The 13,653-nt window shown below is 71.9% G+C and carries 10 protein-coding genes; 3 read left to right on the top strand and 7 right to left on the bottom strand.

Annotated elements, in window-relative coordinates; genetic code table 11:
- Nucleotides 1–44 precede the first annotated feature (44 nt).
- The gene (locus ACZ4TO_RS01625) at nt 45–2,402 is read right to left on the bottom strand and encodes an FUSC family protein (protein WP_468023107.1); all 2,358 of its coding nucleotides are present in this window, start codon (nt 2,400–2,402) and stop codon (nt 45–47) included.
- A gap of 480 nt (nt 2,403–2,882) precedes the next feature.
- On the opposite strand from ACZ4TO_RS01625, the gene ACZ4TO_RS01620 reads away from it, so the two are divergent.
- The gene (locus ACZ4TO_RS01620; protein WP_468023106.1) at nt 2,883–4,952 is read left to right on the top strand and encodes a serine/threonine-protein kinase; all 2,070 of its coding nucleotides are present in this window, start codon (nt 2,883–2,885) and stop codon (nt 4,950–4,952) included.
- Nucleotides 4,953–5,043: 91 nt separating this feature from the next.
- Nucleotides 5,044–6,126, top strand: a complete 1,083-nt coding sequence (locus tag ACZ4TO_RS01615; protein WP_468023105.1) for a DNA polymerase III subunit beta family protein — start codon at nt 5,044–5,046, stop codon at nt 6,124–6,126.
- Nucleotides 6,127–6,138: 12 nt separating this feature from the next.
- Here the strand turns inward: ACZ4TO_RS01615 and ACZ4TO_RS01610 are convergent, their stop codons facing one another.
- Nucleotides 6,139–6,420: a deoxyxylulose-5-phosphate synthase gene (locus ACZ4TO_RS01610; protein ID WP_468023768.1), complete on the bottom strand. Its 282-nt coding sequence runs from the start codon at nt 6,418–6,420 to the stop codon at nt 6,139–6,141.
- 343 nt (nt 6,421–6,763) lie between these two features.
- On the opposite strand from ACZ4TO_RS01610, the gene ACZ4TO_RS01605 reads away from it, so the two are divergent.
- Nucleotides 6,764–7,669: a lamin tail domain-containing protein gene (locus ACZ4TO_RS01605; RefSeq protein ID WP_468023104.1), complete on the top strand. Its 906-nt coding sequence runs from the start codon at nt 6,764–6,766 to the stop codon at nt 7,667–7,669.
- Between the two features lie 185 nt (nt 7,670–7,854).
- On the opposite strand, the gene ACZ4TO_RS01600 is transcribed toward ACZ4TO_RS01605, so the two are convergent.
- The 5 genes from ACZ4TO_RS01600 to ACZ4TO_RS01580 form a co-directional block, all read right to left on the bottom strand.
- Complete coding sequence (locus ACZ4TO_RS01600) at nt 7,855–8,877, bottom strand: ABC transporter permease (RefSeq protein ID WP_385046522.1); 1,023 nt, start codon at nt 8,875–8,877, stop codon at nt 7,855–7,857.
- Nucleotides 8,874–9,836, bottom strand: coding sequence for an ABC transporter permease (locus tag ACZ4TO_RS01595; protein ID WP_384796568.1), 963 nt, complete (start codon nt 9,834–9,836; stop codon nt 8,874–8,876). The genes ACZ4TO_RS01600 and ACZ4TO_RS01595 overlap by 4 nt, the downstream gene beginning before the upstream one ends.
- Entirely contained in the window at nt 9,829–11,391 is a 1,563-nt protein-coding gene (locus tag ACZ4TO_RS01590) for a sugar ABC transporter ATP-binding protein (protein ID WP_468023103.1), read from the bottom strand. Before ACZ4TO_RS01590 ends, ACZ4TO_RS01595 begins: the two co-directional genes overlap by 8 nt.
- Nucleotide 11,392: 1 nt before the next feature.
- On the bottom strand, nt 11,393–12,493 hold the full coding sequence (locus tag ACZ4TO_RS01585; protein ID WP_382780521.1) for an ABC transporter substrate-binding protein: 1,101 nt from the start codon (nt 12,491–12,493) through the stop codon (nt 11,393–11,395).
- 143 nt (nt 12,494–12,636) lie between these two features.
- Nucleotides 12,637–13,650, bottom strand: a complete 1,014-nt coding sequence (locus tag ACZ4TO_RS01580; protein ID WP_382780524.1) for a LacI family DNA-binding transcriptional regulator — start codon at nt 13,648–13,650, stop codon at nt 12,637–12,639.
- Between the last annotated feature and the right edge of the window lie 3 nt (nt 13,651–13,653).

The raw sequence follows: 13,653 nt of genomic DNA, 5'->3' as shown, positions 1-13,653 counted from the left end.
TTCAGGCGGTTCGGCGAGGACCCCTCTCCCAGGGGTCGGCCCCGTCACCCTCCCTTGCGTGCGGTGGCACCGTGGCCGTCGGCCGGTCGTGTCCCGTCGCCCCCGACCGCGGGCGGCGGACCGTCCGGACCGCTCCCGCCGATCGCCGTCAGCTCCGCCGCGAGGGTCCGCAGCCAGGTGTCGATGTCGACCAGCTCGGGCAGGACCGGAGCCGGGGCCGCCGCGGCGACCTCGTGCGGAAGGGGTACCGGCGTCGCCCGGACGCCGTCGGACGGGAAGGCCGCCGCGCTGTCCATCGCCGCGGCCAGCCGCCCCGCCGACTCGCTCGCCCACCGGACCGCTTCGGGCGGCGCCGGACCGTACGCCAGCCGTGGCAGCCAATGCGATCCGACCACCGCGTGGGAGACGCAGTTGAGCGCCAGATGCCAGTCCGGACCGCTGTCGACGACATCCCGGCCGCCCTCCGTCCGGTACTGCGCGTAGGCACCCTCGGCGATACGGAGCCGGTGCCGGGTCAGGCGCAGCGCGTCCTCGGCGGCGCGGCGCCGGGGCGGCGGCTCGCCGGGTCCGCCGGGCTCCCCGGGTCCGCCCGGTACGCCGGGCTCTCCAGATCCGCCGGGCTCCCCGGATCCGCCGGGCTCCCCGGATCCGCCGGGCTCCCCGGATCCGCCGGGCTCCCCGGATCCGCCGGGCTCCCCGGATCCGCCCGGCACCCCGGACGGCACGGGTGCCCCGACCACCGCGGACACGGTGGCCCGCACCAACGGCCCCGTGGAACGCAGTACGTCCGACACACCGCGTCGCACCTCGGCGTGGGCTCCGGCGGGCCAGGCGAGCACGCCGCACACCAGGCCGATCGTGCAGCCCGCCAGGACGTCGAGCAGTCGCGTCTCCGCCAGCCGCCAGTCCGCCGTGGCGAGCTGGCTGAAGGCGGCCGACACGACCAGGGTGAACAGGCCCTGCGCCCAGGCGGGCCCCGCGATCGGTCCCACCGCGAACGCCACGAACATGGCCGGCACCAGCACGGCGGCGTACACCTCGACATGGCCGCCGGCCCCGTAGATCAGCGCCCCGGCGGCCAGCGCGCCCACGAGCGTGCCGACCGCCGCCGAGCGCACCGTGGACCAGGTCGCGCCCGCGGTCGTGCGCCCCAGTGTCAGCACGGCCAGCAGCACCCAGAAACCGTGGGACAGGTCCAGCGCCCCGGCCACCAGCCGGGCCGCGCCGAGGCCCAGGGCGGTGCGGACGGCGTTCTGGAACAGGACCGAACGCAGCGTGAGGTTGCCGGTCAGACGCAGCACCAGGAGCCGGGCCGTGGAGGGCCTCGTGTACCAGAACTGCTCGGGCGGCAGTCCCGCCGCGTCACGGCGCCCGCCGATCGCCACGGCCACCGCCGCCTGGGCGGTCAGGGCCGATGCCGCCACCACCAGCAGGCCGGAGCGGAACTCCAGCAGCCGGTGCGAGGCCTTGGCGTCCATGTCGAGCCCCGTACCGGACGGCCGTCCGCGGTCGGCGACGAAGCCGGCGACCATCTCCTCCAGGGTCTCGGGCGCCGGCACGGCGCGTGCGCCCCGCAGCGCGCCCGCCGTCGCGGCGCAGCCGTCCGCGACACCGCGCAGCAGCTCCTCGGAGGGCGGATCGGCGGCTGTCGCGGAGTCCGGGCGCTCGGCCATCCGGGCGAGCTGGTCCAGTACCCGCCGTGTCGCGGCCCCGGCCTGCGCCAGCCCGCGGTCGGTGCGGCCCGCCCCCGTCGGACGCGAGGCCGGCGGCGCCTGTGACAGCCGCAGCCCCAGCCCTTCCGCGCGCAGCCGCCGGGCCCGCTCGGGAGCGTGCCGGTGCCCCCGGGCGAACGCGAGCGCCGAAGCGGCCGCGAGATCCAGGGCGGCGGCGATCCGCGCGCGGTAGGGCTGAACGGACGGGGCGGGCAGGAGCAGCAGTTCGCACAGCACCAACAGGGCGACACCCGTCAACAGCCCGCCGAGGCGCTGCGGCAGGGTGTCGGGCGCGTAGGGCGGGAAGCACGCCAGCACGTAGAAGAGCAGCAGTCCCGGGACCACACCCGCCGCGGCGGGTCCGTACGCGGAGACGAAGGAGACGGCGAAGCCGATCACCAGCATGCCCGCGACGGCGGATGCGGTCGTCACGGCGAGAGAGGTGCCCAGCGCTGTCAGCGCCACGGCCGCCGGCAGCGCGAACAGGACGGTCCGCGCCCGGTCCCGGCCGCTGCCCGGGACCGGGGACAGGATGCCGAGCGCGATCGGCGCGAAGAGGGCGTAGATGGCGACGACCGGTCGGTCCAGTGCGTAGAGCGCCCAGTAGAAGCCCGCGGCGGACGCGACCGTGACGCGCGCGGACTGCCGCGCGGCCCGTACGCGACCGGGGGAGAGGGGCCGCTTCGGCATGGACGTTCCTTCCCCGGCGCCTCCCCGGGTCCGTCCCCGCCGTATGCCCATTGTCGGCCGGGACGGGACCGGGGGCACGTCCGGCACGCCTCCGCTCCGGCGCGTGACCGGCTCTCTCGCGCCCGACGGCTCCACCGTGCGCCCGGCACGCTCCGGAGACCGACGAACGCCACAACAAGGCTTCCGCATAAGCCAGTTGAAGGGATCGATGACCGGATCCGGTCTGCTGCGGGCCACGTCCGCGACACGGTCCGCAAGCGCCTCGTCACCGGGCGCGCGAGAGCCCGCCGCCTGATCAGGGGTTTCTCTACCCAGGACGCGGGTGAGCGCATAACATCCGGACGGGAAGTCACCCGGAAGGCATGTCGGGGCAACCTGCCGGGACCCGGGACCGCCCCCGACCACGGGACCGCACGGCTCCCGACCGTCCGTCACCTCTTCACCTGCTCAACCGTTCAGTCCTGCACGAAGGAACCATCAGTGAGCGAAGCCGGATCCTCCGGAAGAGTCCAGCCGGCTCAGGCCGGCGATCCCTCCCGAATAGGTCCGTACCGGATCGTCGGTCGTCTCGGCGCCGGAGGCATGGGCACCGTCCATGCCGGAGTAGCCTCCGACGGAACGCGCGTGGCGGTGAAGGTGATTCACCCCTCACAGGCCCAAGACCCGCATTTCAGGGCCCGTTTCAGGCGTGAAGTGGAAATGTCCTCCCGGGTCACCGGCCCGTACCTGGTCCCGCTGCTCTCCGCCGACGCGGACGCCGCCACTCCCTGGCTCGCCACCGAATACGTCGCCGGGCCGACACTGAACCAGCAGGTGTTCGCCCAGGGACGGGTCACCGGACCCGCCCTGTACGCCTTCGCGGCCGCCACCGCGCAGGCGTTGGCAGCCGTCCACGCGGCCGGCGTGGTGCACCGCGACGTGAAACCGCAGAACGTCATCCTCACCCCCTCCGGACCCCGCGTCCTGGACTTCGGCATCGCGCACGCCGACGACGACACCCGGGCCACCCGGCCGGGAGCCACTACCGGCACCCCGGGCTGGATCAGCCCCGAGCAGTACCGCACGGGAGACGCGGGGCCCGAGAGCGACGTGTTCGCCTGGGGCGCGCTCGTGGCGTACGCGGCCACCGGAAGGTCGCCCTTCGGGACCGGTGCCTCCGACGCGGTCGCGTTCCGCGTGACGTCGGGCGAACCCGACCTGGACGGCGTCCCGTTGCCCCTGCGCGAGATCGTGCGAGGGGCGCTGGCCAAGGAGCCGGTGGACCGTCCCCAGGCCGCCGACGCCGCCGAGGAGTGCTTCGAGCTCCTGGCCGCGCAGCTCATCCAGGCGATGCGGGCCGACACGTTGTTCACGCGGGCCGAGGACATGATCACCGCGGTCTGGGACATGCCCCCCGTGGACGATCCGGCGTGGCCGCGGCCGGCCAGGCGAGGGCGCAAGCCGTGGGCGGGCATGCTCGTCGTCGCGGCGGCGGTCATCGGGGGCATCGCGGGGGGAGTGGTGGCCCTGATGCCCGGCAAGCCGGAGGGCGACCGCCACGGCACCTCGAACGCCTCCTCCCTCCCCGCCTCCTCCGGCCCCGTCACCTCCACCCCCGCTTCCACCCCTCCCGCCTCCTCCCCGGCCGCGATCCCGCGGCCGTCCGGCACGGTCCTGAACACGGACGCGAAGACGAAGGCGGGCACGGCGGAACAGTCCGGGCAGTCCACGGACGGCCCCCCGGCGAGTGTGGAGAGCTGGGCCGAAGCACGGTCGGCGCGGGGCGAGGGCGAGCACGAGGTGGCCCGTGCCGTCCTGCGCGACCAGGCCGCTCTCGGTCGGCAACTCGGCGACGCCATCGAACTCGCCCCGAGGACCGTGAGGTTCCACGCCTCGCGCGGGGAGGTCTACCTCTCGTACCGGCTCACCTCCGACGAACCGGGAACGCTCTACGCGGAGACGGAGGTCGCCGCTCTGATGTGCCGGACGCTGCGGAACGTCGTCGTGGGTCTGCACCCCGAGCTGCCGTACCGCACCTTCGTCATGGTGAAGGAGACGCCCGGCCGCGACCCGCTGGTGACCTGGGACGACGACTTCCTCGCCGACGCGCGGTGCACGTCGGCCGACGAGGACAACCTGAGCCGCGCCGGAGTCGGGACGGCGTGGGAGCCGGACGAACAGGGCCTGGGTCAGGCCATGATTCCCAGCACCGACACTGCCGAGATCAGGGTCGCGGACCGCGCCACCCGTAGGATCGTCGAACGGACCAACGGGATGCGGACGGAGCTGGGCACGGATCGCGTGCTCGGCAACGCGGAGCTCAAGATGGGCTTCGACCCGGACCACGCGGCCCTGTACACGTGGTCGGCGTACGGGTCGTGGAACCAGCGGCAGGTGGCGGCCTGGGCCGACATGGCGGCGGGCGAGGCGTGCCGGGCCCTGGTGCGGCAGCAGGACAGCGCGGGCGACGCGTGGCCGTACACCCGCTATGCCGTGGCGCAGCGCGACGGCTCCGGCTATGTGATGATCCGTTGGGGTACGGCGCGGAGTCTGGCCGACTGCCCGGCCTGATCCGATCCCGGCCGGGTCGGGTCGCCCGAGCGGGACCGGGGTTGACCCTCGACATGGTCGAGGGCCCAGGGTTCCGGGTGTGGAGAGCGAGATGCGCAGCATCGGCGAGATGGCCCGGGACTGCGGACTGAGTGTGAGCGCCCTGCGGTTCTACGACCGCGGCGGTGTGCTGGTGCCCGCCTGGGTGGACCCGGTGAGCGGCTACCGCTGGTACGACCCGGAGCAACTGGAAGAGGCACGGCTGCTGGCCCGGCTGCGCCGGGCCGCCATGCCGCTCGCGGACATCCGGCTGGTGCTCGCGGGCTGGGCCGGCGCGGACACCGAACTGGTGCGCAGGCTCCTTGAGGAACATCTGCGCCGTCTCGAGGCGGGTCTGTCCGATGCCCGCGACGAGTTCTCCACGCTCCGAGCACTACTCGACAGCAGGGAGAAAACCATGACGTCGCCCCGTACCGAGGTCGTCCGTCTGACCGTCCCGGCGCCGGAACTCGCCGGTGCGCTGGACGCGGTCCGCTTCGCCGCCGGCCGGGACCCGGAACTGCCCATGCTCGCCGGTGTCCTGTTCGACATCGAGGGCGAGAAGCTCGACGTCGTGGCGACGGACCGGTACCGGATGGCCGTCGCGCGGGCGTCCACCAGTGGACACGCCGACACGCGCGTCCAGGTCATCGTTCCGAGCCCGCTGGTGGACGCGATGCGAGCCCTGCTGAGCGGCGAGGAGCCGGTCGGGCTCGCGGTCGACGGCGACCGTGTGACGCTGGAGAGCGCGGACGGACAGACGGCCGGCCGCTGCCTCGACCACGACTTCCCCGACTACCGCCGGCTCGTCCAGGCGCCGGACGGGCACAGGTCCGCGGTCGACGCGGGGACCTTCCGGGAAGCGGTGGAGAGGGGACCGGTCGTCGCGAGCGACGCGAGCGGGCCGGGCGGGACGGCCGCCGACCTCACCCTGCTGAAGGTGACGGGGGACGGGACGGTGACCATCGGCGACGACCGGTGGAGCGACCAGAACCAGGTCGCGGTCAACCGCGAGTTTCTGCTGCACGCCCTCACCGCCGGGGCCCGTGACGAGCTGACCCTGGAGATCGGCGCCCCCACCGCCCCCGTCGCGATCCGCCGCCCCGACGACGAGCACACGTTCTCCCTGCTGATGCCGGTCCGTCTGGAGAACTGAACGGACGTCCCGTCAGGGAATCTCGGGGCGCGAGAGCGACCGGGCGAAGGGCTCACCGGTGCGCCGTGCGTACGCCATCCGCTCACGGACCTCGCGCAGCGTCCGCGGGCGGTAACCGGGCCCGCCGCAGCAGGACTTGTGGAAGCCGACACCCGCGTGGAGCAGCACGGAGAGCGTCCTCCAGGCCGCGGTGTCCCGCCGCCTGGGCGCGGCGAAGGCCGAACCCGCGTGGATCAGCCCTCCAGCGCACCGGTGGCAGATCCGCCGGGGCGACGCGCTCGGTCGGGCCCGGATCGGACCGGAGGGGTGTTACTCACTTTCGGGTGACGTGCTGGTGACGTGTGCTGACGCTCGACATGACCCGATACGCCCTAGATGTTGTGTACGTAAGGGAGTTGAAGGTGTCAGTCCATCACTTTTCAGCTTTCCGTAGTTAAAGGCCATATACAGACGCCTGTAACTGAAATGTCCGTAATTGGTAACAGCCGTCGGGTGTCGCCCGGCATGGGCGGGGATGTGCAGCAAGTTATGAGTCCTCGGCCACCGGGCCGGGACTCGCACAGGGTCGCACCGTGCGGGTTCCCCGAAAGGGGCGCCCGCACGGGGTGTGCCGGCTCTCGAACCTTGAGGAGCTTTCATGTCCGTTTCCACGTCTGTCACTGCTCGTCGCGTGGCGGCCGCGGCCATCGCGGCCGGCGCTCTGGTCGGCTCGGCCTCCGTGTCGGCCTCGGCCGCCGCGCCGCGTTTCGACCGCACGCACGTCGCCATCAGCAGGGTCCAAAGCGACGCGCCGGGCTTTGACGACCGCTCCGCCCGTTCCCTGAACGCGGAGTGGGTGGAAATCACCAACTCGGGTCGCCACGGAGTGAACCTGAACGGCTGGACGCTGTCCGACGAGGACGGCAACCGCTACACGTTCCACCACTACACCCTGGGCGGCCGTGCCACCGTCCGGGTCCACACCGGCTACGGTCGCGACACCAGCCGCGACGTCTACCAGGACCGCCGCAACGAGGTGTGGGACAACCGCTCCGACGAGGCCACGCTCCGCACCGACCGCGGCCGCTTCGTCGACAGCGTCTCCTGGAACCGGCGCTGGGACCGTGACGACCGCCGCGGGCACTGGGACGACCGCGGCCACGGCCGCCACGACCACCGTGGACACGGGGACGACCGCGGCCACGGCCGTGACGACCACCGCGGCCACGGCGACCACCGGGGTCACGGCGACGACCGTGGCCACGGCCGTGACGACCACCGCGGCCACGGCGACCACCGCGGGCCCGTCCTGGGCCAGCAGGGTCAGCAAGGTCCCCGCCAGGGCCAGCAGGGCCAGCAGGGCCAGCAGGGTCAGCAGGGACCGCGTCAGGGTCAGCAGGGTCAGCAGGGTCAGCAGGGTCAGCAGGGTCAGCAGGGTCCCCGCCAGGGCCAGCAGGGCCAGCAGGGTCAGCAGGGCCAGCAGGGTCAGCAGGGCCAGCAGGGCCAGCAGGGCCAGCAGGGACCGCGTCAGGGTCAGGGCCTGGGGCACCTCCTCGGTCACTGAACCTCGGCCCCTGACTCACCCGCTCGGGGTGTACGCGGGTGCCAACCGGTCCGCTCGTGGAGCTGACCGGGCGTAGTCCCGGGCCCGCCCGGACCCGACGACGTACGCATCCGCAGGACGGCATCACCGCGAAAGGCCCGCACCGATCGGTGCGGGCCTTCCGCTGTCCGGACGGGTCGCGCCCCTCACAGCACCCGGCGTCTGCGTCCCAGCCAGGTCTGCGCGATGACGACGACGGCCAGGAAGGCTCCGCTGACGACCTGTTGGTAGGCGGAGTCCAGCGAGCCGATCTGGTTGATGACGTTCTGGATGACCTTCAGGAGCAGCACTCCGACGAGCGAACCGCTGATGAAACCGAACCCGCCGGTGAGCAGGGTGCCGCCGATGACGACCGCCGAGATCGCCTCGAGTTCCATGCCCGAGCCGAGGATCGTGACCCCCGACGCGAGCCATGCCGCGTTGAGCGCTCCGGCGAGTCCCGCGCACAGCCCGGAGAGCGTGTAGACGGAGATCTTCGTACGGGCCACGGGGGCGCCCATCAGAGCCGCGGCGTCCTCGTTCCCGCCGACCGCGTACACGTACTGCCCGAACCGGGTGCGCCGCAGGACCACCGCGCCGAGCACGAACAGCGCGACGGTGATCCACACGGGCACGCCGATGCCGAGCAACGACCCTTGTCCGAGCTTCGAGAAGAACGACCCCTTCTCCACGAGATACGTCTTGGAACCCTCGTCGGTGACGGAGAGCAGGATGCCCCGCGCGCCGAGCATCGAGGCCAGGGTGACGATGAACGGAGCGAGCCGCGAACGGGCGATCAGCAGACCGTTGACGAGGCCGATCAGTCCACAGACGGCCAGCGGCAGCAGCAGCGCCGCGACCACTCCGTACTGCGACGCCCAGGCGGCGAGCACACCACCGAGCGCGAACAGCGAGCCCACCGACAGATCGATCCCGCCGGTGATGATGACGAAGGTCATGCCGAGCGCGACCACGGCGAGGAACGCCGAGGAGAGCGCCATGTTCTCCAGGTTGTCGCCGGTCAGGAAGGTGTCGAAGCCGATCGACGCCGCGGTCATCGCGACGATCAGCGTGACGAGCGCGCCGTGCTGCTGGGCGAGGGCGCTGAGCCGTTCGGAACGGCCGGCGCCGGTCGCCTCCTCCTGCGCCGTGTTCTTCGCGCGCACCGGTATGTCCACGTCGGTCGTCATCGCTTTCCTCGTTCCCGGGCCGCGTAGACGGCGAGGACGATCACCACGGCCTGGGCGATCTGGGTCCACGACGGCGGCAGGTCGTGCTTGATGAGCGTGGTGGTGAGCAACTGGATGAGGACGGCGCCGGCGACCGTGCCGCCGATCCGGATACGGCCACCGCTCAGCGGTGTCCCGCCGACCACGACCGCGGTGATGGCGGACAGTTCCATCAGGTTGCCGAGCGAGGAAGGGTCGCTCGCGGTGAGGCGGGCGGTGGCGAGCACGCCCGCGACCGCCGCGAGGACGCCCGAGCAGACGTACACGAGGATGAGGACGCGGCGCACCGGCAGTCCGGCGAGCCGGGCCGCGGGGCGGCTGTCCCCGATCGCGAGGAGACTGCGGCCGAAGGTCGTACGGCGTACGACGAAGCCGACGAGCAGGGCGAGAGCCGCGGCGATCAGGACGACGTACGGGACACCCAGGACGTCGCCGGAGCCGAGTTCTGCCATGGCCGGGTCGTGGACGTCCTTGAGCTGGGGGAGGAGCACCAGGGCCAGCCCGCGCCCGGCGACCATCAGCGCGAGGGTCGCCACGATCGGCTGGACGCCGACGAACGCGATGAGCGAGCCGTTCGCGACTCCGATCACGGCGCCGCCGACCAGCGCGATCAGGACGGCGATCCCGGGCCCGTAGCCCAGATAGAGGGACAGGAGCGAGGTGGACAGGGCCATCACCGAGCCCACCGCCAGGTCGACGCCCTCGCTGCCGATCGCCAGCGCCATGCCGAGCGCCACGATGAGGACCGGAGCGACCTGGACCGCCTGGGTGCGGAAGTTCTCCGTGGACAGGAAGTGCGGGGTGAAGACGGTGTTCACCAGGAACAGCACCACGACGCCCAGGTAGACGCCGTACTCCTGGAGCAGGGCCAGCAGACGGTCGCGGTCGGCGGTGACCCGGCCCAGTGTCAGTTCAGTCATCGTGGCCTCCCGGTCCTGCGCCCTCGTCGACGGCCGCTGCCGCGACGGTCGGGGCGGCGGGTGCGGCGGCGATGGCGCGCATCAGCCGGTCCTCGGTGACGGCGTCGCCGGTCAGCTCCTCCACGACCGCGCCGTCCTTGAGGACGATCACCCGGTCGCTGCCCTCGATCAGTTCCTCGGGGTCGGAGGAGATGAGCAGGACGCCCAGCCCGTCGTCGGCCAGTTCGTCGATCAGTTTCTGCACCTCCGCCTTGGCGCCGACGTCGATGCCCCGGGTCGGCTCGTCGAGAAGCAGGACCTTGGGCTGCATGGCCAGCCAGCGGGCCAGCAGCACCTTCTGCTGGTTGCCGCCGGACAGTTCGCCCACCTTCTGCTGGGGACTCGCCGCCTTGATCCGCAGCCGCTTCATGAACGTCTCCACGATGCGGTCGATGCGTGCCTCGTCGACCAGACCGAAGCGGGAGAGGCCCGGCAGTGCGGCGAGCGCGATGTTCTCGCGCACCGAGAGACCCGGCACGATCCCCTCGGCCTTGCGGTCCTCGGGCAGCAGACTGATGCCGGCCCGGATCGCGGCGGGAGTCGAGCCGGTGCGTACCCGCACGCCCCCCACCACGACCCGCCCGGAGTCGGTGGGCAGCGCCCCCGCGATGGCCTTGGCCGTCTCGCTGCGCCCCGAACCGAGCAGCCCGCCGAGCCCCACCACCTCGCCGGGCCGCACCGAGACGGACACGCCGTGCAGTTGGTGACGCACGGTCAAGTCGTGTGCCTCCAGGACGGGTTCGGCCTCGGTGTCATGGCCGCCCGCGAACTTGGTCAGGCCCTCCTGCCGTACGTCCGCGATCTCCCGCCCCAGCATCAGCGCCACGAGCCTGAGCCGGTCGAGTTCGGCGATCCGGCCCGTGTGCACGACCTTGCCGTCGCGCAGCACGGTGACCGCGTCGCAGATCTCGTACAGCTCGTCGAGCCGGTGGCTGACGTAGATCACCGCGATGCCCCGCTCGCGCAGCATCCGGATCACCCCGAACAGGGTCCGCACCTCGCGCGGTTCGAGCGAGGAGGTCGGCTCGTCCATGACGACGACCCGGGCGTCGACCGAGACGGCCCGGGCGAGCGCCACCATCTGCTGTGCCCCGACGCCCAGTTCGCGCAGGGGCCGGCGTACGTCGACCCGCAGGCCGAGCTCGCCCAGGGCCGCCTCGGCCTGCCGGTGCATGCTCCGGAAGTCGATCAGGCCGAGCCGGCCGCGGGGTTCACGGCCGAGGAAGAGGTTGCGGGCCACGCTCATCAGCGGGACCAGGTTGACCTCTTGGTAGATGGTGGAGATCCCCGCGTGCTGCGCCTGGAGCGGGGTGGCGAAGCGGACCGGAGCCCCGTCGTACGTCACCTCGCCCTCGTCGGGCTGGTAGACGCCGGTGAGGACCTTGATGAGCGTCGACTTGCCCGCGCCGTTCTCGCCGATGAGGGCGTGCACCTCCCCGGCGCGGGCCGTGAAGTCCACGGAGGACAGGGCCTTCACGCCGGGGAAGGTCTTCGACAGGCCGTTCACTGACAACATGTCAGTAGGCCTTGCCCAGGTCGGTCTTGGCGTTGTCCTTGGTGTACGCGCTGTCCTGGATGACGATGTCCTGGGAGACCTTCTCGCCCTTGGTGAAGGTGTCCAGGGTCTGGAAGGCGAGCGGCCCGAAGCGCGGGTTGGACTCGACGACGCCGTCGATCCAGCCGTCGACGATGCCCTGGACGGCGTTGCGGGTGCCGTCGATCGTCACGATCTTCACCGCGCCCGGCTGCTTGCCCGCCCCCTTGAGGGCGTTGACCGCGCCGAGTCCCATCTCGTCGTTCTCGGCGTAGATCCCGGTGATGCCGGGCTTGGACTGGATGAGGTTCTCGGTGACCGACTGGCCCTTCTCGCGGGCGAACTCACCGGTCTGCTTGAAGACGATCTTCAGGCCGGGAGCCTTCTCCTTGATGCGGTCCTCGAAGCCCTTGGTGCGTTCGGTCGTCACGTTGTTGCCGGCGGCGCCCAGCAGGATGGCGATCTCGCCCTTGCCGCCGGTCGACTCGATCATCTGGTCCGCGGCCCGCTTGCCCTGCTCCACGAAGTCGGAGCCGATGAAGCTCACGTAGTCCTTGCAGGCGGTGGCGTTGATCTTGCGGTCGATGGTGATGATCGGGATGTGCTTGGCGGACGCCGAGCGCAGGACGGGCTCCCAGCCGTCGGAGTTGAGCGGCGCGATCACGAGGAGGTCGGCGCCCTTGGCGATGAGGTCCTGGACGTCGCTGATCTGCTTGGAGAACTGCGACTGGGCGTTGGCCGTCAGCAGCTTCACGCCCAGCTTGTCCGCCTCGGCCTTGATCGACGCGGTCTCGGCGATCCGGAAGGGGTTGGCCTCCTTCTCGGACTGGGAGAAGCCGACGGTGGCCGACTTGAGGTCGATCTTCTTGGCGCCGTAGGCGTCGATGGCGCAGGTCGGTCCGGACCCGGTGGACGGTGAGGCGACGACCTGGCCCTGGTCGCTCGCTCCGGCGGAGCTCTTGTCCTTGCCTGCGGTGTCGTCCTCGGACTTCGCGCACCCGGAGACGAGCGCGAGGCTCGTGATGAGGCCGGTGGCGAGGAGGGTCCTGGCGGAGGTGCGGTGACGTGGTGCGAGCGGCTTCATGGAGTCCCCAAACGGCACGGCCCCGGCGCTGAGAGCGCTCCCGGGGATGATCGGCTCTTGCGGTCGGCTCGGTGTACTCGTCGTTCCGGGGAGGTTTTTACATCGTTGGAAGAGGCCTGTAAACCCCTCCGCCCGAAATCCCGTCAGCGCCGCCCCAGCGTGCTCTCCCGCTCGACCAGCCTGAAATCGGCCGTCAGTTCACGTCCGCCGGGCTCGGTCCGGCCCGACAGGCTGCGCAGCAGGGAGGCCACCGCCATCCGCGCGATGGCCTGCTTGTCCGGCGAGATCGTTGTCAGGGTGACGGCCCCGAACCGGCCTTCCTCGATGTCGTCGAAGCCCACCACCGCCACGTCCCACGGCACCCGCAGACCGCGTTCGTGCAGCACCCGCATAGCACCGATCGCGACCAGGTCGTTGTACGCGAAGACGGCGTCCGGGCGCACCCCGGAGTCCAGCAGCCTGGCCATCGCCCGAGCGCCCTCGTCGCGGTCCCAGCCGCCGACCGGCACCACGAGTTCGTCGGGGGCGGGCACCCCGGCCTCCGTCAACTCCGCGCGCCAGCCCGCCAGTCGCAGATGCGCGGGCCGGTTGGCCGAATCCGTGCGGGCCCCCAGGTAGGCGATCCGCGAGCGCCCGCGGCTCAGCAGGTGACGGACCGCGCTGCGCGCGGCGGACACGTTGTCGATCGCGATGTGGTCGTAGGGAAGTTCGTACTGCCGCTCACCGAGCAGCACGAGGGGCACGTCGTCGGTGCGGGAGCGCAGATCGTCGTCCTCCAGCTCCAGCGGGCTGAGGATCAGACCGTCGATGACGTTCGCCCGGAACCCCTGGCTCACCAGCACTTCCTGTTCCCGGTCGCCGCGCGTGTGGTCGAGCAGGACGGTGAACTCGTGCTCGGCGGCGGCGTCGATCACGGCCCCCGCCAGCTCCGCGAAGTACGGGTTGCCCAGCTCGGGGACGGCCAGGGCGATGATGCCCGTGCGGCCTTTGCGCAGGTGGCGCGCCGTGAGGTTCGGCCGGTAGCCCAGCTCGTCGATCGCCTCCTGGACCCGGGCCCGCATGGCCGGGGTGACGTGCGGATAGTTGTTCACGACGTTCGAAACCGTCTTGATCGAGACGCCGGCGTGCTCCGCGACGTCCTTCAGGCTGACCCGCAAGGG

Source organism: Streptomyces sp. NPDC028298 (assembly GCF_055565895.1).
The sequence above is the reverse complement of the archived record's forward strand: the minus strand, read 5'-3'. Positions and strand labels throughout refer to the sequence as shown.